The organism is Paenibacillus sp. Soil724D2, assembly GCF_001427935.1.
Lineage (GTDB): Bacteria > Bacillota > Bacilli > Paenibacillales > NBRC-103111 > Paenibacillus_E.
The window spans coordinates 36,124-55,692 of sequence record NZ_LMRY01000058.1; the positions used below are offsets into that span (position 1 = coordinate 36,124).

Annotated in this window: 21 protein-coding genes; 17 read left to right on the plus strand and 4 right to left on the minus strand. The window is 43.2% G+C overall.

The genetic code is table 11. The annotated features are described in order from the left end of the window. Positions 1-2 precede the first annotated feature (2 nt). From ASG85_RS32600 to ASG85_RS32665, 15 genes are all read left to right on the plus strand, one after another. The gene (locus ASG85_RS32600) at positions 3-212 is read left to right on the plus strand and encodes a hypothetical protein (RefSeq protein WP_060649002.1); all 210 of its coding nucleotides are present in this window, start codon (positions 3-5) and stop codon (positions 210-212) included. Further along, positions 213-1,991: a hypothetical protein gene (locus tag ASG85_RS32605; protein WP_060649003.1), complete on the plus strand. Its 1,779-nt coding sequence runs from the start codon at positions 213-215 to the stop codon at positions 1,989-1,991. Positions 1,992-1,993: 2 nt separating this feature from the next. Then, the gene (locus tag ASG85_RS32610) at positions 1,994-2,266 is read left to right on the plus strand and encodes a DUF2829 domain-containing protein (protein WP_060649004.1); all 273 of its coding nucleotides are present in this window, start codon (positions 1,994-1,996) and stop codon (positions 2,264-2,266) included. Between the two features lie 138 nt (positions 2,267-2,404). Further along, positions 2,405-3,199 carry a hypothetical protein gene (locus ASG85_RS32615; protein WP_060649005.1) on the plus strand — a complete coding sequence of 265 codons (795 nt, stop codon included), beginning with the start codon at positions 2,405-2,407 and terminating at the stop codon, positions 3,197-3,199. 16 nt (positions 3,200-3,215) lie between these two features. Beyond that, positions 3,216-4,046: a N4-gp56 family major capsid protein gene (locus ASG85_RS32620; RefSeq protein ID WP_060649006.1), complete on the plus strand. Its 831-nt coding sequence runs from the start codon at positions 3,216-3,218 to the stop codon at positions 4,044-4,046. Positions 4,047-4,049: 3 nt separating this feature from the next. Beyond that, positions 4,050-4,196, plus strand: coding sequence for a hypothetical protein (locus tag ASG85_RS38420; RefSeq protein WP_156396976.1), 147 nt, complete (start codon positions 4,050-4,052; stop codon positions 4,194-4,196). 58 nt (positions 4,197-4,254) lie between these two features. After that, positions 4,255-6,012, plus strand: coding sequence for a chitobiase/beta-hexosaminidase C-terminal domain-containing protein (locus ASG85_RS38680; RefSeq protein ID WP_060649007.1), 1,758 nt, complete (start codon positions 4,255-4,257; stop codon positions 6,010-6,012). A gap of 16 nt (positions 6,013-6,028) precedes the next feature. Further along, a complete protein-coding gene (locus ASG85_RS32630; RefSeq protein ID WP_060649008.1) occupies positions 6,029-7,192 on the plus strand; it encodes an SGNH/GDSL hydrolase family protein in 1,164 nt (387 codons plus the stop codon). A 13-nt stretch (positions 7,193-7,205) separates the two neighbouring features. Beyond that, on the plus strand, positions 7,206-7,796 hold the full coding sequence (locus tag ASG85_RS32635) for a hypothetical protein (protein ID WP_060649009.1): 591 nt from the start codon (positions 7,206-7,208) through the stop codon (positions 7,794-7,796). Next, a complete protein-coding gene (locus ASG85_RS32640; protein WP_060649010.1) occupies positions 7,793-9,271 on the plus strand; it encodes a glycosyl hydrolase family 28-related protein in 1,479 nt (492 codons plus the stop codon). Before ASG85_RS32635 ends, ASG85_RS32640 begins: the two co-directional genes overlap by 4 nt. Before the next feature lie 55 nt (positions 9,272-9,326). Next, positions 9,327-10,727, plus strand: a complete 1,401-nt coding sequence (locus tag ASG85_RS32645; RefSeq protein ID WP_060649011.1) for a hypothetical protein — start codon at positions 9,327-9,329, stop codon at positions 10,725-10,727. Continuing rightward, positions 10,724-11,362: a hypothetical protein gene (locus ASG85_RS32650; protein ID WP_060649012.1), complete on the plus strand. Its 639-nt coding sequence runs from the start codon at positions 10,724-10,726 to the stop codon at positions 11,360-11,362. Before ASG85_RS32645 ends, ASG85_RS32650 begins: the two co-directional genes overlap by 4 nt. Positions 11,363-11,432: 70 nt before the next feature. Continuing rightward, positions 11,433-11,999 carry a hypothetical protein gene (locus ASG85_RS32655; protein WP_060649013.1) on the plus strand — a complete coding sequence of 189 codons (567 nt, stop codon included), beginning with the start codon at positions 11,433-11,435 and terminating at the stop codon, positions 11,997-11,999. 36 nt (positions 12,000-12,035) lie between these two features. After that, complete coding sequence (locus ASG85_RS32660; RefSeq protein WP_060649014.1) at positions 12,036-13,451, plus strand: hypothetical protein; 1,416 nt, start codon at positions 12,036-12,038, stop codon at positions 13,449-13,451. Positions 13,452-13,498: 47 nt separating this feature from the next. Beyond that, positions 13,499-17,092, plus strand: a complete 3,594-nt coding sequence (locus tag ASG85_RS32665; RefSeq protein WP_156396978.1) for a hypothetical protein — start codon at positions 13,499-13,501, stop codon at positions 17,090-17,092. Here the strand turns inward: ASG85_RS32665 and ASG85_RS38425 are convergent. Next, on the minus strand, positions 17,089-17,229 hold the full coding sequence (locus ASG85_RS38425; protein WP_156396980.1) for a hypothetical protein: 141 nt from the start codon (positions 17,227-17,229) through the stop codon (positions 17,089-17,091). The genes ASG85_RS32665 and ASG85_RS38425 overlap by 4 nt on opposite strands. 180 nt (positions 17,230-17,409) lie before the next feature. On the opposite strand from ASG85_RS38425, the gene ASG85_RS32670 reads away from it, so the two are divergent. Continuing rightward, positions 17,410-17,919 (plus strand): hypothetical protein, encoded by a 510-nt coding sequence (locus ASG85_RS32670; protein WP_060649016.1) that lies wholly within the window; start codon positions 17,410-17,412, stop codon positions 17,917-17,919. Further along, positions 17,882-18,592 carry an N-acetylmuramoyl-L-alanine amidase gene (locus ASG85_RS32675; protein ID WP_060649017.1) on the plus strand — a complete coding sequence of 237 codons (711 nt, stop codon included), beginning with the start codon at positions 17,882-17,884 and terminating at the stop codon, positions 18,590-18,592. The genes ASG85_RS32670 and ASG85_RS32675 overlap by 38 nt, the downstream gene beginning before the upstream one ends. Before the next feature lie 38 nt (positions 18,593-18,630). On the opposite strand, the gene ASG85_RS32680 is transcribed toward ASG85_RS32675, so the two are convergent. The 3 genes from ASG85_RS32680 to ASG85_RS32690 are packed head-to-tail and all read right to left on the minus strand — an operon-like array spanning position 18,631 to position 19,503. After that, positions 18,631-18,861: a hypothetical protein gene (locus ASG85_RS32680; RefSeq protein WP_060649018.1), complete on the minus strand. Its 231-nt coding sequence runs from the start codon at positions 18,859-18,861 to the stop codon at positions 18,631-18,633. 1 nt (position 18,862) lies between these two features. Next, a complete protein-coding gene (locus tag ASG85_RS32685; protein ID WP_060649019.1) occupies positions 18,863-19,303 on the minus strand; it encodes an HAD domain-containing protein in 441 nt (146 codons plus the stop codon). 2 nt (positions 19,304-19,305) lie between these two features. Further along, the gene (locus ASG85_RS32690) at positions 19,306-19,503 is read right to left on the minus strand and encodes a helix-turn-helix transcriptional regulator (protein ID WP_156396981.1); all 198 of its coding nucleotides are present in this window, start codon (positions 19,501-19,503) and stop codon (positions 19,306-19,308) included. Positions 19,504-19,569 lie beyond the last annotated feature (66 nt).

The window sequence follows — 19,569 nt, forward strand, 5'->3', positions numbered from 1 at the left end:
ATATGGAGTTCTTATCAGGGGTGCTGCTCTCAGCATCCTTTTTTGGCGTGTTCTACTGTGCTTATCAGATGGGCAAGAAGTCCAAACGTCCTACAGTCGCACATCCGGATGAAGAAGGACAGAAGAAGGCTGAGAGAATGCGACAGGGCTTCGAGCAGTTGATGACCTATGATGTGCATACAGCGTTAAAAGGGAAGAAGGTGAGCGAGTAGGTGGCAGATAAAACAAAGGATTGGTCCTTATACGAAAGTGGCATCAACTACAACAACCGACTAGAACCAAACTATTACGAGACAGTTAATGCCAACCTCGATTTTTTTAGTGGAAATCAGTGGAGAAACTTGCCTGATAGTGATATGCCTAAACCAGTGTTTAACATCATCAAGCGAGTTATAACGTTCTTTGTTGCTTCCTTAACCACAACGAAGTCAACAATCAATTATAGTGTGCCGATGTTCTCCAAGGATAATCCGGATCCAGCTAGAGAGCAGGAAGCGATTGGAGCAGTCATTGCTAAGAAGCAAACTGACCTGCTGTTTGAGAAGTTTAAGATGGAGTTTCGCATTAAGGATGCGTTGTTTGATGCCGCTATCACAGGGGATGCAGCAGCGCATTTTTACTTTGATATGAGTAAGAAGCCATACGGCAGCCTGAAACCTGATATCAAGGGTGAGATATGCATGGAGTTGGTCGATGGTACGAATGTGTTCTTCGGTAACGCCAACAACGTCAGCACAGAACATCAGCCTTATATCATTGTTAGTGGCCGTGACATGGTTAAGAACTTGCAAGAAGAAGCCAAGCGATACAAGCAAGATCCAGATGGCATTAAAGAAGATGCTTCCTATCAATGGCAGTCTGGTAAAGATGGACTAATCGAGGTGGAGTCGGATGAGTCGGGTAAAGCCGAGTACATCATTGTATACCGCAAGGTTAAAAAGACTCGTAAGGTCAAGGATGCGATGGGCATTGAGACAGAGGAAGAGTATACCACTATAACGGCCTCCAAGAGCACAGAAAAGGCTTATATATACCAAGACATTGATACGGGCATGAGTGGCTATCCAGTGGCTTGGATGAACTGGGAGCGTACTAAGAATTCCTACCACGGTAGAGCAATCGCTACCGGCATCCTGCCGAATCAAATCTTTATCAACCGTATGTTTGCCATGGTCATGTATCATCTTATGATGACTGCATTCCCTAAAGCGGTTTACAACCAAGATGCTATCCAGCTATGGGATAACGCTATTGGTTCAGCTATACCTGTCACTGGTGTTGGTTATGATGTCAACTTGAAGAACATTGCTGGCTACCTGGAACCTGGCAACATGAGCAGTCAGATCATGTCCACGATTGAACAGGCCATGCAGTATACAAAGGAAATGTTAGGCGCGAGTGATGCTGCACTAGGACAGATTGATCCTAAGAATACATCAGCCATTATTGCGGTGCAGAAAGCAACAGCAGTACCGCTAGAGAATCCTAAGTCCAATCTGTATGAGTGGATTGAGGACATTGGAAAGATCATCTTCGACATGATGGGGACTTATTACGGTTCACGTCCGGTACTACTCGATGATGGCAACGTAGTGGATTTCGACTTTGCCTCACTTAAACATACATGGCTTGACGTTAAAGCAGAGGTTGGAGAGTCGTCGTACTGGTCAGAGATTGCTGCAGGTCAAACGCTTGATAACCTTCTTGCCAATGGTCACTTAGATATCATTCAGTATTTGGAACGTGTTCCGGATAACATGATCGTTAAGAAGGATGAACTCATCAAAGAGATTCAGGACCGTATGGCACAGCAACAGCAAATGCAAGAGCAACAGATGCAGATGCAACAACAGCAAGCCGCTGACCAACAAGCGCAGCAGTCAGGTATGGCACAGCAGCAAGCAGAACAGCAGATGCAACAGCAAGTTATGAAGCATCAAGTGGATATTCAAAAGGAACTGATTAGATCGAGTTCAAAAAATGGAGGGTAAATATGAAATTTGGTCAAGCACTTGATTTGATGAAGCAAGGTGAAAAGGCATTTCGTTTAGGTTGGAATGGCAAAGGAATGTTTACAGTTTATCAAAAGGGCTACCCTGATGGGATTCCATGCAACAAGCAAACAGCATCTGCATGGGGATTAAATGAAGGTGACTTGTTTAAAGTTCAACCATACCTACAGATTCGCACAGCACAAGGCGATCATGCAATGTGGGTTCCATCTACAGGTGACATTTTAGCCGAAGATTGGGAGATTATTAGATGAACACAACATGCTTAAATTGCAAGGAAAAGTACTACAACTGTAAATGTAAAGTGAAATGGAAAAATTTTAAATAGCATTACATTCTGACCGTCAAGTCATTAAACTGTCTACCGCCTACCCGTGGTAAAGGAGTTAACTATGGATGACGATATGATTCTTGATGATGGATTCGACCTACCCGTTGATGATGCATCTGATGAGATTACGCATGAACCTTCCGACTTTGAATCAGAGCAAGCGTCTGTAGAGGAGCCTACCAGTGAGCCTACAACGCCTGTAGAAGAAACGAAGGAAGACACGCCACAGCAGCGTATGTTGAAGCTTAAAGTGGATCGAGGGGAAAGGGAAGTACCCGAAGAAGAAGCTATCCTGCTGGCACAGAAGGGGCTTAATTACGAGCGTGCAGTTGAACGTGCGAAGCAAGAAGCACGAGATACTTATATCGCTGAACAGGGTTATACCTGGAATGATAAGCCGATCACCAATGAAGCTGAGTATAAGCAAGCATTAGCAGAGCAAGACCTGATGAAAAAGTATCAAGACAAGGATCTCCCTCCTGAGGTAATTCAGGAACTGATTGAGAGCAGACGAGATCGGGAAGAACGACAGCAAGAAAAGCAAGCAAAGGAAGAAGAAGCAAAACAGCAAAAGTCGTATGACGACTTCTTTCAGTATTTCGAGAGCGTCAATGAACGCCGGTTCGATCCTAAAACAGACACATTGCCTCAAGAGGTAATTGAAGCCGCTAACAATGGGCAGCCGCTGAAATATGCGTATATGGAACATTTCACTAAACAGCTTCGAAACAGTTTGAAAGTTAGTAAGCAGAACGAAACAAACCAAAAGAAAGCACCTGTAGGAAGCGTCTCGGCTTATGGTAATAACTCCAAAGAACCGTCAGATCCTTTCCTAGAGGGCTTTAATTCAGATTAAAGGGAGGCCATAAATCATGGCAGTTAACTTAGCGACAAAATATTCTGGCAAGGTAGATGAGCGATTCACACAAGCAGCATTCACAGAGAAAGCAACAAACCAAGATTATGAATGGGATGGCGTAAACTCGATTAAAGTATATTCCATTCCAACTGTAGCAATGAATACCTACACACGTACTGGTCTTGCTCGTTACGGTACAGCCGCTGACCTTGGCGATACATTGGCAACGTACACATTGACGCGTGACCGCGCATTTACATTCGTTATTGATGCTGGTGATAAAATTGACTCCATGAACGTACGTGATGCAGGAAAAGCGTTGTCTCGTCAAATTAACGAAGTAATCATCCCTGAGATTGATACTTACCGTTTGGCTACATTAGTAACAGCGGCAGCGGCTAACGGTGGACGTCCAACAGCAGCAAACATCACAGCCTCTAACGCTTATACTTCCTTCTTGACTGCTAACGCATACCTAGACGAGAATAAAGTTCCTCAAGGTGGACGCGTAGTGTTCTGTACACCAACATACTACAACTTCCTCAAACTTGATCCTACTTTCATGAGTGCGAACGAAATTGCACAAGAGAAGAAATTCACTGGCCAAGTGGGCGAAATTGATGGAGTTCCAATCATTAAAGCTCCTTCAACGTACTTTGCGACTAAAACTCCGTTTATCTTGACGCATAAGAGTGCAATGGTAGCGCCTAAGAAGTTGCAGGACTACAAGATCCATACAAATCCTCCCGGGATCAATGGCCAGCTCGTAGAAGGCAGAATTTATTATGATTCATTCGTGTTAGACGCGAAGAAAAAAGGCGTTTACGCATGGTTAGAGGTGTAATAAATGGAGTATCCACAAGTCTATCGTAACGAGGACGGTGTGGAGCTTGAAGCAAGGGACGATGTTCAGGCCGCAGCGTTCGTGGTTGGTGGCTTTAAGCTAGTGGAGGAACCAACTAAACGTACAAGAAAACCGAAAACAGACGAGTAGCAGATGATAGGAGGGGCTTAGTGCTTCTCCTATTTTTTTTGTATAAGGAGGGGTTGAAATGAACGAAACCACTCGACGTATTATGCAGCAGATGAACTCGACAAAAATAGTGGAGGGGCCAACCGGTCCGAAAGGTGACAAAGGGGATAAAGGTGTAGATGGAACTGGTGTACTAGTTTATTCAACACTTGCCGATTTACAAGCCGCATTTCCTAGTGGGAATACTGCTCCTGTATGGGTTACAGCGGAAAATAGTTGGTACTATTGGAACGGAGGATCTACGCCACCTGACACCACAGCACCGACAGTATCGGCAAACCCTAGTGCAGGAACTTATGCAAGCACGCAATCTGTAACTCTGAGTGCAAACGAGACAGCAACCATCTATTACACATTGGATGGATCTACACCAACGGCAAGTAGTAACGTATACAGTACTGCACTGAGCATAAGTTCAACTTCAACATTGAAATACTTCGCCAAAGATACGGCAGGTAATGCGAGTACAGTTCAGACACAAGCGTATACAATTACTGCAGCTGATACGACAGCTCCAACGGTAACAGCAAGCCCGGCAGCAGGTACATTTACAACTGTTCAAAGTGTCACATTGTCAGCTAATGAAACGGCTACAATTTACTATACAACTGATGGAAGCACGCCAACAACGAGTAGCACGCCATACAGCGCACCTATTGCAGTTAATGCCACAACAACACTTAAATACTTCGGTAAAGATTCAGCAGGTAACAGCGGTACTGTACAAACGGCAACTTACACAATCAATCTCTCTGACACCACAGCACCAAACCCTGTAACAGCATTAACAGCAGGAACACCGACGAGTAATAGTGTTCCATTGTCTTGGACTATTTCTTCAAGCGGTGATGTATCAGTTCAAGAAGCCGCTTATTCTACAAACGGAACTAATTTCACGGTAGCGAGCGCCGTAATTAATGCGGCATCTAACACGTACACTGTGGTCGGCTTGACTGCTAATACAGCCTATACTTTCCGAATTGTCGCGATTGATGCGGCGAATAACCGATCGACTTCGACGACAACGACAGCGACAACGGCAGCCCTAACAGGATTAACATCGGTAACAAGTGGAATGGTTCATAGTTATGATCTTAGGGGCGGGAGTGGGTACACAGGTACGGTATCGGATGCTTCGGGGGCTATGCCACTCACGCTCACAAACTTTAAGAGTGACGGCTCAGAGGGTTTTGTAACTGCTGGACTTAAACACGCGGGAGCAACCGACACCGCTACGGGAGCGGGTTATGCAAATAATACCACAGTGGCTAATCTAGGTATGTCTGTTGGAAGCTCATTCACGGTAGTAATGAAGGCATCGTTGAATGCTGCTAATTATTCAACAAACTTCTTTGCCACTTCAAAAGACAATCAAGGCATTCACATTGATGGAGTTCAAGCAAACACAGTCGGAAGATTTCAAATTTCAATAGCGAACGTAGGGGCGACAAACATTCACCCGAAACTTTTGGTTCGAGATAGTTCATCGGCAACTACCACTATTGTAAGGGATGACTCTACTACCGCCGCTTCAACTGTGACACCTGGAGGATCTCCTGTTGTTTTTGAAGTCACTTACGACAGCACAACAAAAACCGTATCTTTGTTTCTGAACGGCACTCTTAATAAATCTGTCGTTTTAACTAATCACATGAAATTCGATGGAATTAATCTGTGTAGCGGTCAGAAGGTAGACCATGCATTACTTATCTATAACCGTGTTTTATCTGGTTCTGAATTGACGCAAGTAAGTACGGATTTATTAGCAATAAACTAGAAAGGAGGTATACGGAATGTGGACTAAACCAATCGTCGGCGGCGGAGGATCATCTTTACCAAACGAAACAACTTTATTGAAGTTTGGTGAAAGTGGTGGTCAACCTACTTACAATGGTTCCCCTATTGCTTCAGGTTCGAATCCTACTGCGGTAGATAGAACAACTGAAAATTTGTACGACAAGACGCGAATGGTTGTAGGAAGTTCTCACAATTCTAGTACGGGGGCCGTTCAAGCAAGCGGTAATGAAACACATCCAATACCATGTAAGCCCGGATATAATTACACGTTTGCTAAAGGTGACGGTATCGCTACACAGTATAGTTTTTATGATGCTTCGGACGTGTTTATTTCAGGTGGATCTAATACAAAAGCAAAAGCCCCTGCAAATGCTGCTTTCCTACGTGTTTATATCGCAAGTACAGCCGTTTCAAATGTCCTTATGGTTATGGAGAGTTTGTTCTTTTATGCGGATTATGTACCGTACACACAAAAAGAAATTGCATTACAACCCGTACAAGGTCTGTACCGGTCCAAGTGGTATGAAAAAACTTGGTGGGTACTGGGTGATAGTATTTCTACAGGTTGGGGCGATGGTTTGGGTACAGGGAATTTCTATGCAAACAAATCTTATTCTTATCTGTTAGGTAGGGAAAGACGAATCAATGTTCAAAATGAATCGGTTGGCGGATACACCATCGGTAATGTTTACGATAACAAAGTTGTGAACATGCCACCAACGGCGAATGCTCCTGATCTTATTACGATCATGGCAGGAACAAACGATCATGGTTTCAATTTAGCAATCGGGGCTATAACGGATGATCCTGCTTCTGGGACTTCATTTTATGCGAGGTACAGAAAAACGATTGAGTATCTACAAGCTAGGTTTCCTTACACTTCTATAGGTCTTATCACTCCAATTCAGCGTAATGATACGGTAAACGGAAATACTGCCAATTTAGCAGGATTTACACTTCGCCAATTTTGTGATGCCATTGTCGCGTTAGGGAACTATTACTCCATTCCCGTTCTAGATTGGTACACATCACTTGGGTTTAGTCCTTATATCGCAGCACAAAAAACAAACTTCTATGTAAGTGCAGACGGAACACATCCGAACGACTATGGTCATATAAAAATGGCACCAAAAGTTGGGGACTTCATAGAGAAGCTATAGGAGGAGGCAACCCATGAACGTTCAACAAATCCTGGATGAAATCCAAGAAAAATACCCTCATGGACTATCAGACGCAAGCGTGATGCGAAAGCTTGACGAGATCCAAAAGGAGCTATTTCGCACCATTTATAAGCCTGTAGTCATTGATGTGATGGACATCGTGAATGATTCGGAGTTTTACATCTTGGGCTACTCCAACACAAAAGTAATTGACGTAACGGTAAACGGTGTAGAGTACACAGAAGCCAACGTAAAAGGGGTTTCTCCTAGCTCCAATCAGTTCTACTGGTTTGTAGGTGACAGCGTTCTAGGGCTATATCCTACGCCTACAACGGACATTACTGATGGACTCATGATAACGAGGTACAAAGTACCGCAAATACTAACGAGTGTTGCGAATATTCCCGACTTCGATCCGGACTTTCACATGATGTTAGTGTACTACGCTTGCAAGATCATTGCAGAGAACTATAAGGACTTCGATACGGCCAATGGGTTCTTCACCCAGTATAAAGCCTCGTTGAAGTCCTTTAACATGTCTAAGCAAGCAACGCAAGACTATTCTATTCAGAACGTGTACGGAAGGTTGGTGCCAGATAGATGAGTGATGCATCTGAATTAATCGCACAGCAGATTCTAAACGGTAGCATTAACAAAAAGAACTGGGGGCAAGTCCTCTACAATGTGAAGGTGTTTGGAGCTAAGGGTGATGGCGTATACGATGATACTCAAGCGGTGCAAGATGCCATTGATACGGCCATCTCTAACAATGCAACGTTGGTTTACTTTCCTCCAGGATCGTACAAAGTCACGTCACTAGCTAATACAAGTACAATAAACTTTGTTGGTGATAATGCGGTTTTCGTAGGTTACGGCGGAACAATAGTGCAGTGGGGCGATATGCCTACTCAGTTAGTGATTAATGTTAAAGATAACGGTGTTTTAGGTGATGGTGTAACAGATGACACAACAGCAATTCAAACAGCCGTAGACATAGTTAATAACGGTGGTGGTGGAATTGTATACTTTCCTAAAGGTACTTATAAAATCACTTCACCGATTCGAGTATTTGGAAATAACATTCAAATCAAAGGTGCTGGCATTGGTGCTACTGTAATTAAAAATTATGGTACAACGGACGCTTTAAACCTCAATGATTCCTGGTTAAAAGTCCAAATAACGATATGCGACCTAACAATTGACGCTAATACCCAAACAACGGGAAGGGCTATTAACTGCATTAATGTCCACAGAAGCATAATAGACAGGGTTCAAATTAAAAAACACAAGTATGGAATATACTTCGGTGTGAGTTGTTTTGATATCTACTGTTCAAAATTAAACGTAATCGATGTTTCCCAAGACGGTTCAGCGTTTCAAATTGACGCTGGTGATTTAGGCGGTGGAATTTGGATAACCGATGTCACGGTAGACTGTGGAGCAGCGACTGGAACGTATGGACTTGACCTTCTATCAGGTGGTGGGAATTTCTTCACCAATATAGATTTCCGAACTGCTAAAAATGACGGTATCATTATCCGTCCTACTACAGGTCAGACTGTAATGTGGTCGTGGTTCACCAACGTACTAGGCGATACTTGCACAGGGAATGGGATCCACTTAAACCCATCAGGTTCAGGTGTGATTAATTCCGCTTCATTCGTTAATTGTTGGGGTTCTACCAATGGTTCTAACGGGTTTGTTGTAGGCAGCACGGGAACTATAGACGGCATTGAATTAATCGGTCTAAGATGTTTAGATAACCAGTTCGAAGGGTTATTAATCAACGGTGGAATTAACGTAGAAGTCAACGGTGGCACGTTCGCTGGCAATTCTAAAAATTCCTCTGGTTCGAACAACGGAATTAAAGTGGGGGCAAACGTTAATAAATTCAAGATCCGAAATGTTCGTTCTGGTCAATCTTCGGGCAGAACTAATACGCAAGCATATGGAGTAACCGTGTTACCTACTGCGAATAACTACATGATCGTCAATTGTGACTTCACTCTTAACATATCCGGAGGGCTAAACGATGCTGGTGGCGGTGCTAATAAAGTGGTGGCAAACAATCTTTCCTAAAGTTACTTGGGATGATGTAGCGAGTAACTACCCAAGCCACGAAAGGGAGTGACACATGGAATACTGGCCTTCCGTTAAAAGTAAGAAACCAACCATTCAACGTGAGTTTCGCGGTGTAAATAAACTGGACTCATTCAGCATCGGTGATTCATACGCAACAGAAGCAACCAACTTAACAAGTTCCAAGTACCCGGCGCTAACTACTAGGTCGGGTTTTTCATTGCTCGGAAGTGGGTTTGTTGCTGCTGTGAATGGGCTAGGAGCATGGAAAGACAGTGAGTTACAGGCCATTTCAAATGGCACATGGTATAAATACTCAGGCGGTGCGTGGAGTGGCGTTACAGGCGGCACAGGGCTTGGGACGACAGATGCAAGTTTCGCTAACTTCAAAGGTGGATTCGCTGGCATTAATCTTATTATGGCGAATGGTACATCATTCAAGAAATATGACGGAGCCACGGTATCAAACTTAGCCACAGCACCGGCAGGCGGTAACTATGTAGAACAATTTGCTGATCGGTTATGGTGTGCAGTCGGAAATGACTTAAAATACACAGCTTATCGCGTAGGTGATGACTGGACCACGATCAACGGTGATGATGCTGACTCAGGGTTTATCACGGTGGAAACGCCAAACGGTGAGACAATCAACAGTGTCAAGGCTGGATTATCCGCTATGACCGTGTTTAAACCTTCCTCTATTCATAAACTGATGGGCTATGCACCATCGGACTATACCTTAATTACTGTGACTCGTGAAATCGGAGTCATTAACAATAAATGCGCGGTAACAATTCAAGGTGTGATGTACATCTTGGATGATACTGGCCTATATCAATACTACGGTTCTACATTGCCCGATAAGACGTTCAGTGAGGTTGTGCAGTATTACATTGACAACATGAACAAAGCGGCTGCTAGTACGTGTTTCCTCACGTCTGATGGGCGTTACCTATACGCAGCTATTCCCATGATTGCATCCACACCAGATACGCTTCTAGTTTATGACACTCAGTTTAAGATTTGGAATGTGTACAAGGATTGGAGTCCAACGTGTGGCGTTAAGATGGGCAATGACCTGTACTTGGGAGATTCAACGGGTAAAGTTATCAAACCATCGGGAACGACTGATAACGGTGCTGCTATCGCTTTTAAATGGGTAAGCAAGCCATTCGGTGCAGGTTCCATGAATCAACGTATTAGATGGTACCGGATGCATTTGGTTGTGGACGTTCCTGTAGGTTCTAGCTTGACCGTATACGTTAGCAAATCACCAAGCGGTGATAGTGATTGGACAACGGTACAGACGATTACAGGGACACTGCAGAGCGTTAGAATGCCCGTTAATCTTGGTGCATTAGCTATGGGGAACTGGTTGAGGGTGAAGTTTGAAGGATTAGGGCCCGTTTCAATTTATGAGTGGGATAGAGAGCAAGAGGAGATGCCACTAATATGACGATACCAAACTTACCCGAGATCCCTCCGAATCCATCCACACAGCAACTAGCACAGGTTGTCGGTGCATTGGTTCAAGAACTTTCATACTTACTGAGTGGGTTTCTGAGTTCTGACAATGCAAGGGAATTCGGGGGCTGGATCGTTGGAAAGACTGAACTACAGTCGAAAGATAAGAAAGTCGGTATGTCCACGGAGAAAACTGTAGCGGATGATATTCGGTTTTGGGCAGGGGATTTCAAAACGGGTGCTCCAAATTTTGCAGTAACAGAAGCCGGCAAGGTTACATTAAAATCAGAAACTGGATACCCAAGAATTGAGTTTAATTCAGCGAACAATTTGTTTGCCGCTTACGCTGATGCTGACACCTATATTTCCTTACTTCCTAATTACAGCGGATCTGTACCTACACTGGTTCTAGTGGATGCAAACACAACCAAAGCCTTTTTAAACCGTGCTGCAGTAGGTGGTACAACACTAGGCACATTTGATGGCGAACCACTTAACCTTCAATCGTCCGGATCGTTTAAGGTGGATGGAAATAGTGGAGTGAGTGGGACGTTCTATGTATCTGCAACACCAGGTGGGCCGACTAATCAAGCAGTAACATTCTATAAAGGTATTCGAACCTCTTGATTTTGCTTGCTTCTATTTGGGTATATATGGTATATACATATATAAAAATAGGAAAAAGGCGGTAATTCGGATGAAGAAATATCTAGTTGGTGCAGTGTTTGGTTTTTGTTTGTCTCTAGGAGTGGGAGCAAGTGCAGAAGTGGTGAGCATGGTTGGTAAGGTGGTAGACGGAGCCTTTCCAGTCACGGTTAATGGTAGCAAGGTGGAAGCTTCTGCAATCGTAATAGAGGGTACTTCTTACCTTCCTGTTCGTGCTATGGGTGACGCTTTAAACATGAATGTATCGTTTGACCCTAATATGGGTGTAGAACTTAAACAAAAAGAGGTGGCGACTGTGGCAGAAACTTTAACTCCCGAAGATCTAGAAAACATCCGATCAACAGAAGCACAATATCCTTATCTGCAGGAAAAGATTGCAGAAGCTAAAGACAGAGCAGGAAAACACAAGCAAGAAAAAGTTAAACTGCAATCTGATCTGGCGGTAGAAACAGACAGCCAGAAGAAGAAAGACCTCCAGCAACAAATTGAACTGCAGGACGTAAGCATCACCGCTGCTGAAACGGTAGCAAATGAAATGGAAACAGCCATTAAAGCATTAGAAGACTACGTAAATAAAATTAAAACAAAAGCCTCCTAGATAAGGGGCTTTTTATTTTGTAAAGGAGGGCGCACAATGGCAGATATCGGAATCCGTGATTACTTAAAAGGTAGAGGGTACAAAGACGATGAGATCACGTACAACAATGGTAACGTCATGCTCAAGGGTAAAAACTTCTATGGTGCTACTCCACAGGCAGATGGAAGCACATACGGAGATGCTAATAAACTCAATCAAGCATTCAATAATTACGACACGCGCGATCAGCTTGATCAACTCAAAAATAGGGCTAGTGTACCGAATGCCGAATCAGCAGGTCTTATGTCCCAGCTTAAAGATCGCATCAATAAGCCGGTAGCGCAGTTCAATTATGACCGCAACACTGACCCACTTTATCAAGATGCGGTGAAGTCTGCACAAATGAACGCACAAACCGCAGGAAATAATGCTACTGTAAGATTAGGATCAAGGGGAATAGGCAACAGCCAACAAGCTCTAACCACAGAAAATCAGATTCAACAACGTGAACTAGGACAGGTAGAGAGAGACATTGCACCACAACTGTATAACCAAGCGTATCAGCGGTTCCAAGGTCAGCAACAGGCAGAACAGAATCAACTAGGCAACATGTTTGACCTTGCGAATGCTTACAACAGACAGGACGACACGACGTATAACCGTCAATCTGATATTTTAGGCAAGGCCAATGACCTAAATCAGCAGGGCTTTAACAACGATCGATTGACTGAGCAAGATGAAAGACAGAAACGTCAAGATCACATCGACTTGGCTAATTACTTAACAGAGAAATATGGTATTCGCGTTGATCCTAAAGATGACCCAGCATTGGCTTATTCTCAGGTTGCAGGATTGAAACCTCTTAATATGCGTGAGTATGAGGATGGACGTTCTGACACCGCGTTTAACCAAGGCATTCAAACAAAACAACTTGATAACTCCACGCGTCAAACGAATGCCAGCATCGCGAATATGGGTGCTGATAACACAAGGGCAAACAACGCAGAAGCAAGGGCCATTGCTGACAAAGAATTGATGCGTAAATATGATGCTTGGGAAAGAACTGGCATAGCTCCTGCTGGTATACCTGATGTGGCACCAGGAACTTTATTAAGGGACGTTGATCCAAACACATTAGAGAATAAACGAAAACAAGCTGAACTTGATGCTTTGAACGAAAAGAACAAGAAGGACAGCGGTATTGACGAATACGACCTAGCCATGATTGACAGTTTAGCAGCTGGCAAAGGCGTGGACGCATCCAATCCAGCAAGTATCAAATCATTTATCGCTGAATTAAAAAATCAGTACGGTTGGACTACGGCTGAATCCAAGCAAGTAGAATCATATCTAGGACAACAAGCGGCAGCAGCTCAAGCAAAACACGAAGCTGATCCAGTTACCCAGAATATAAAGGGATTGGATAAAATAACAAAACGATTATCCGGTAGCAGATCAGGAAGTAGGGGGTAAGTATGGGACTCTTTGATAAACAAACGTCTGGAAAGAAGCGTACTGGATTGTTTGGTGTAGAGGATTCATACGATACAACTTCTATTGAAAAACAAATCAGTAATGCTGACACAAGAATAAAAGACGCAGGCTACAAAAAGGAAGATTCCGACCAACGCAACTGGTTCGAAAAGGGTACTAATCTACCACAAGGTCAAAACTGGTTCTTCGATACATTGGAGCTTCTTGGCCGTCCAGGTGGAGCGATTAAAAATGCGATTGATAAAACAGGATTTAAAGGTACTGAGGACTTAGGCACATCTCTATGGAGAGGTTTCAGCGGTAAAGAAAAGGTTCATGGTGCGGATCTTGCAGCGGATATGGGCGTAGAAAATAAAATAGGTAAGTTCGCTTTAGGGTTGGGTGCAGATATTGCGCTCGACCCTTTAACGTATGTGCCTGGAGGCTTATTACTAAAGGGTGCAAAGGGTATCGGCGGTCTTGCTACTGCTCCCGTTAAATATGGATATAGGGCTTTGGAAAACGCTTCTCCTGCGGTTAAATCATTCCGTGAGTTGCGTGTAGATCCTGCACTCGCAAATGCTAAAGATGCTCTAGGATACATGTTCAAGAATGGATACCGCGATACAGATACTTTAGGTGGTGGCACAAGTACAGCACTTAGAGACGCAGCACAACAAACGGAAAATAGCAGACAGTTTATGCAAGAAGATCACCTGATGCGTTTAGGTCAAACAGCGCGTGATGCTGGGGGACTTGATACGGGTGTTGCTGCAGGGCGTTTGGTTGAAGCTCCATTAAGACAGTTTGAAGATGTAAAGGGGTATGAGTTCCCCGATGGCATGACGCGCACAACAAACAAACAAGATTTAAAAGATGCAATTACTACGCATCAAGGGAAAGTAAAGGATATAGGCAAGGAAGTTAACGCAACGAAAAGAGAGTACCAGAACGCCATTGGTGAATTTTCATCAGGTCTAAATAAAACAGACGAAGAAATTCGCAAGCTTTACGCAGGGTTGGAACGACAAGCGGGTAAGCAAGTTGGCAAGGAAACCAAATTAAACATTAGAGAAGCTTCACTTGAAGCTGCAAGGATTGAATCCAAGCTAAATAATTTCGGTAAGAACGAGGCATCACTGCTGAGGAATTATAAACAACAGATTAAAGCTAACCACGAAGATAATTTTGCATTGATTAAAGAGGTTAGAAAAACAGCTCCAAACGGTATTAAGGGAGTAACACGCGAGAACTTACCAGCCTCACTTCATAACTTCGTGCGCGAAGGTGGCAAAGGAATTGATGAGGTTGCAAACGAATTAGGTTTCCAATATGCCGATGACTTGCTTAAAGCACTTGGCAAAGTGCAGGGAGTACCGCGGAAACTTGATAATGAAACGGTCGAAAGCTTGGCGCGTGCTGAGATGGAGCGGTCTGGAGCATTAAAAATCCTTGCCGATAAAAAAGTTGAGCTTGAAACTGGATTGAACACAATTAAGTCATCCATCAAGGAAATAAGTAAATCAGCACCAAAGTTGAATAGTGCTAGGGCTTCCGAAAAAGCCTTTGCTGACATTGCAGACAATCCAAGATACAAAGAGTTGATGGACCAACGGAAAGCCTTAAAAAGCCAGCTAGACGATTTAAAAGGTGCATCCAAACAAGCTAGGGCAGATAAAATTGATGATATCAAGAATGTAGAATCAAGCATTAATGCGCTGCGTGAATCACTAAAGAATCCCGTTATGATTCAAAAAGAACTTCAACGTCCAGTTCGTGAATTGTCAACGGATCCGAAAATCGAACAAGCTGCTAAACAAATAGTTGCACAGAACAAAGAGATTGTTGAAGAAGCCCGTAAAGTTGGGATTGAAATACCCGAACTTGAAGGACATATGTACCATATCCTTTCCGAAGAAGAACGACTATTCAAAAAGGCTCAAGATGCAAAGGGCAACTTCACGGGAACGAATCAACCAAACAAAAGCATCTTAAACCAACGTCAGTACACGGGCAGCGTGGAAGATATTAACGAGAAAGTTGCTGCTACTGGAAGAAGAAATTTTGATCTTGATGCCACACGTAGAAGAAAGTTTGAAGATAACGCATATAAAGCGCAAGCAGTCGGACAGAAACGTTTGATTGATTATATCCATGCGGTGAGTTTACGTAAACAAGTTCTTGAGAATAAAGACTTTGCGGTTCCTTTTCAAAAGGGAATGAATGTAGGTAAAAACGAAGTTGTCATTGACTCCAATAATTATACATTCCTCAAAGAATCTGGGGACATATTGGATGGTGTCGCCACTAAACAAATAGGTGGTCAGTATAAAGTCACAAAGGCTGCTAAACAAGTCCTAGACCGTTATCAGCAGATTAACACGGACGAAGGTACAAAAGGATTCTTGAAAGCCTACGACACGTTACAAAGTCTCTGGAAGCGTGGAGCGTTATTCTCTCTTGGGTACCACGCAAGGAACCACGCTGGGGCTATGTTCAATAACTATGTGGGCGGTATGAATCCAGTTGATTTGGTGAAGTACACGAAAGATGGATTCCAAGAAGTGACGCAAGCTGTACGAGGTAAAGAGTCGGAACTATTCACGGCGTACCGCAAGCAAGGGCTTTCATCTTCTGCATTGTCTAAGGTGGAGTTTGCTAAATTCGGGGAAGAGCCAGAGAAAGCAATTGAAAGAACGGTTAAAAACTTGAGCAAGGATACAAAGGGACAGATCACGCAGCGTTTAAACCCTGTGAATGCTTTCCAAACTTCTCAGGAAGTCGGGAATTACTTCGATCAGGCTAATAGGTTTGGTCTGTTCAAATGGTTTGTTGAAAAGAACGCTTCCAAGTTCGGAGACAATACAGATGAATTGTATAAGAAAGCAGCGGAGAAGGTTCGCGAGGTTCAATTCGATTATTCCAAAACGACACCATTTGAAAAAAATGTTGTCTCCCGTGTTATCCCGTTTTATCGGTGGATGAGAAACAACATTCCATTTCAAATCAAACAGGTTATCAATGATCCGCGTAAGTATGAGTACTTGAATAAGGCCCGTGTTAACGCTCAGGAAGTTGTCGGCTTGAATGACGATAACATTCCCGATTACATGAAAGAAAGCTTTGCAATTCCGGTTAGTGGCGCAAATGGTAAAGGTAAGATGTTAGGGCTTAACTTACCTCTTGGAGACTTGGCGAAGCTGTCCAGACCAGGTAAAACGCTGGTTGATTCTGTTTCGACATTACTTAAAACACCTGCTGAACTTGCATTGAATTACAATACGTTCCTTAAAAAGCCTATCGAGAAGTTTGCAGGTCAAGAGAAGAAGTATCAAATACCGTTTACTGATAAAGGTTTTGGTATCGACGCAAAGACTGCATATGCGCTCGAACAGGCAACGGGGCAGATCGGTAGGGGCTTGAGTGGATTCCTGCAAAAGCCTGAGAGTAAGGATCAGGATACATTGAACCGTTTACCATCGTTGGGCATTTCATCATTGACCAAAGATTTTGATACACAAAAATACGCCTACTATGAGAAGTTAGACGAGCTTAAAAAGTTGCAGGATTTGATGTTATACATTCAGCAACAAACAGGTGAAAAGCCTCGTACATTGAGCGATATCAAAAAAGCACGTTAATCTTTCTTATCATTCTTGCCAAACAGTTTGTCACCAATACCGCCGAAGAATTGCCCAATGATTGCACCAGCAAACAGAACACCAAACACAATAACGAGGCCGTAAGCAGTTACGGCTTCTTCTTTTAACCATTCCATATAAATCACCTCTTCACCATTATACTACAAGGGAGTGATGTCCTATGCGATTTGAATTGCTTGTGGACTATTGTATGTTTGAACACTGCCCAAAGGAACAAAGTCACACGTATAGGAATTTATTTATCGTGATGGGTGAGGCATACGCAAACCAGTTCACATATGAGAGGGGAGCTTCTTATGTCCCTCATCATGACGAGTCTTGATGATATCCTTTCATTCATCAAAGACCTACACACACACGGCATCAGCTGGGGAGCGATCCTTACCGCGCTAATCCTGTGGAGTAAGCTGAAAAAGAATATGCAATTCAAAGAGAGTAATGAACGATTGGAATTGAAAATTGATGCCATCATGCAGAAGGTTGGTGCGGAATGGTCTGGACAACAAAACAGCTTGAACAGGGGTCTTCCGAACTTCGGGAGATTCTTTTTATTATCACGCAAGGCCAAACGTCCAAAGGGGGAAAGAAAGATGCCAATAAATAAAGTATGGCTCAGCGGTGTGATTGCTTATATTCTCGGTCAAGTGGCTTTAAAGTATGGCTTCAAGTTTGATGTAGTATGGGCAGATACCGCGGCAGATATCATCATTACTTACGTTGTGCCAGCTGTTGTTGCATGGTTAAACCGTCATAAGAAGGAGGATGCAAATGCGAAATATCCAACTGATACAGGGTCTTCCGTTTAAGGTAAACCCGATACAAGATATCACTGACACATTACCCAGTCGCTTTCCTGATCCTGAACAAATCCGCACAGCTGCGCAAATTACTCATATCTCTGTGCATCACTCAGGGGTGGAAGGCGGCACGATTCAAGGGTACGCAGACTATCACGTAAACACGTTGAAATGGGGACACATTGGGTATCATATCGTCATTAAAGGCGATCAGTTATTTCAGACGAATGATCTTCTGACGTTCAGTTATCACACTTCATCCAACAATCATTACACGATCGGAATTAGCGTTTCAGCCGATCTCACCAAACGTCCTATGAGCGATGTAGAACGTAACAACCTATACGCGGCTATATTGACCGTTATGGACATCTTTAAGATACCACCGGAGAATATATTGGGTCACAATGAATACCCGGATAATAACACGTCTTGCCCTTCTACAGACATGTCACGAATCCGCAATGACATCAAGACGATTCAGAACCAAATGGAGTACGCAAAGAGCGATGAGTTCGCAAAGGCTACAGCGTTCACCATAGCCAATCAAATTCTCTACATGGCCAATATGCTTAATGGTAAAATGTCAGATGGTAAAGAAGCTACAGAGGGTCAGAAAGCATGGGCGAAAGCGGTTCTTCTCGATCTCAGTCCATTCATGAAAGAACGCGGACTCCTATAATAATAAAAGCCTCCTCTTCTGAGGGGGCCTTTTTGCGTTTACATAACAACTTTCCATTTATCCACTTTTTCATCACGAACAACTGGTATACCCATAATCGTTGCTTCCCTTGGATCTCTAACATACGAAAATATCTTCGGATCAGTCATGAGTTCAAAATAATGTTTCGGGTGTATACGTACTTCTTTGGCATGACCAACGTACATTTTCTTATTGGCTGCATTCTCCGTGTTCCAAACGTCCTCCATGATCTGTTCTAAAAGACTCATATTATTTCTCCTTCACAAGTATTTTAACTGCTTCCTCACGTTTATCATCATTCAGTCCGTCAATGTTACTTGTATGCACTAATAGATTAATCAAATCGCCCATGTCATCATCATCGTCAAGTATGACAAATGATTCTATTTCATCATTGCAACCATCCAAGAATTGTTGTATTTCTAATCCGCGTATAACTTCATCAATAACAGGTGTCAATCCGTAAAAGTATTGATGCATGTCATAGCTGCGTAGTATCGCTTTCATACGTGTCGCCCCCATCTTTCGCCAAGTTGATGAAACGACTATTTTAGCTCCTGTTCGCTTAATAATCTCACGAAGATTTCGAACTGCAATTGGACAAAATTCTTGACCTTCATGAAGCCTACTCCGCACAAAATGCTTCCTATGGTTCATAACTCCATCTATATCAAGAAAAATAAGCTTCATCGTTATTCCTCCTTCACCCATATCTTCCTCAAATCCGTTCCTGTAACTTCCTCGATCATATAAACCTTATCCAACGTAGGTAAGGATCCTTTATTCCACGCACTCACAGTGGATTGACTTACTCCCATCTTCTCCGCGAACTCCGTATGACTCATACCTATATCAGCAAGCACAGCTTTTAATCTGCAGCGTAATTTCACCTTGATCACCTCTCTATATATATTCGCCAAAAAGGACAAGAATCCCTCTAAAATTTCGAAGTTAAC

Excerpts from the sequence above, each read along its gene's own strand:
- ASG85_RS32635 (WP_060649009.1), top strand. The coding sequence starts at position 7,206 with ATGAACGTTCAACAAATCCTGGATGAAATCCAAGAAAAATACCCTCAT.
- ASG85_RS32660 (WP_060649014.1), top strand. The coding sequence starts at position 12,036 with ATGGCAGATATCGGAATCCGTGATTACTTAAAAGGTAGAGGGTACAAA.
- ASG85_RS38420 (WP_156396976.1), top strand. The coding sequence starts at position 4,050 with ATGGAGTATCCACAAGTCTATCGTAACGAGGACGGTGTGGAGCTTGAA.
- ASG85_RS38425 (WP_156396980.1), bottom strand. The coding sequence starts at position 17,229 with ATGGAATGGTTAAAAGAAGAAGCCGTAACTGCTTACGGCCTCGTTATT.
- ASG85_RS32600 (WP_060649002.1), top strand. The coding sequence starts at position 3 with ATGGAGTTCTTATCAGGGGTGCTGCTCTCAGCATCCTTTTTTGGCGTG.
- ASG85_RS32650 (WP_060649012.1), top strand. The coding sequence starts at position 10,724 with ATGACGATACCAAACTTACCCGAGATCCCTCCGAATCCATCCACACAG.
- ASG85_RS32610 (WP_060649004.1), top strand. The coding sequence starts at position 1,994 with ATGAAATTTGGTCAAGCACTTGATTTGATGAAGCAAGGTGAAAAGGCA.
- ASG85_RS32675 (WP_060649017.1), top strand. The coding sequence starts at position 17,882 with ATGCGAAATATCCAACTGATACAGGGTCTTCCGTTTAAGGTAAACCCG.
- ASG85_RS32685 (WP_060649019.1), bottom strand. The coding sequence starts at position 19,303 with ATGAAGCTTATTTTTCTTGATATAGATGGAGTTATGAACCATAGGAAG.
- ASG85_RS32680 (WP_060649018.1), bottom strand. The coding sequence starts at position 18,861 with ATGAGTCTTTTAGAACAGATCATGGAGGACGTTTGGAACACGGAGAAT.
- ASG85_RS32655 (WP_060649013.1), top strand. The coding sequence starts at position 11,433 with ATGAAGAAATATCTAGTTGGTGCAGTGTTTGGTTTTTGTTTGTCTCTA.
- ASG85_RS32670 (WP_060649016.1), top strand. The coding sequence starts at position 17,410 with ATGTCCCTCATCATGACGAGTCTTGATGATATCCTTTCATTCATCAAA.
- ASG85_RS32630 (WP_060649008.1), top strand. The coding sequence starts at position 6,029 with ATGTGGACTAAACCAATCGTCGGCGGCGGAGGATCATCTTTACCAAAC.
- ASG85_RS38680 (WP_060649007.1), top strand. The coding sequence starts at position 4,255 with ATGAACGAAACCACTCGACGTATTATGCAGCAGATGAACTCGACAAAA.
- ASG85_RS32645 (WP_060649011.1), top strand. The coding sequence starts at position 9,327 with ATGGAATACTGGCCTTCCGTTAAAAGTAAGAAACCAACCATTCAACGT.
- ASG85_RS32620 (WP_060649006.1), top strand. The coding sequence starts at position 3,216 with ATGGCAGTTAACTTAGCGACAAAATATTCTGGCAAGGTAGATGAGCGA.
- ASG85_RS32615 (WP_060649005.1), top strand. The coding sequence starts at position 2,405 with ATGGATGACGATATGATTCTTGATGATGGATTCGACCTACCCGTTGAT.
- ASG85_RS32640 (WP_060649010.1), top strand. The coding sequence starts at position 7,793 with ATGAGTGATGCATCTGAATTAATCGCACAGCAGATTCTAAACGGTAGC.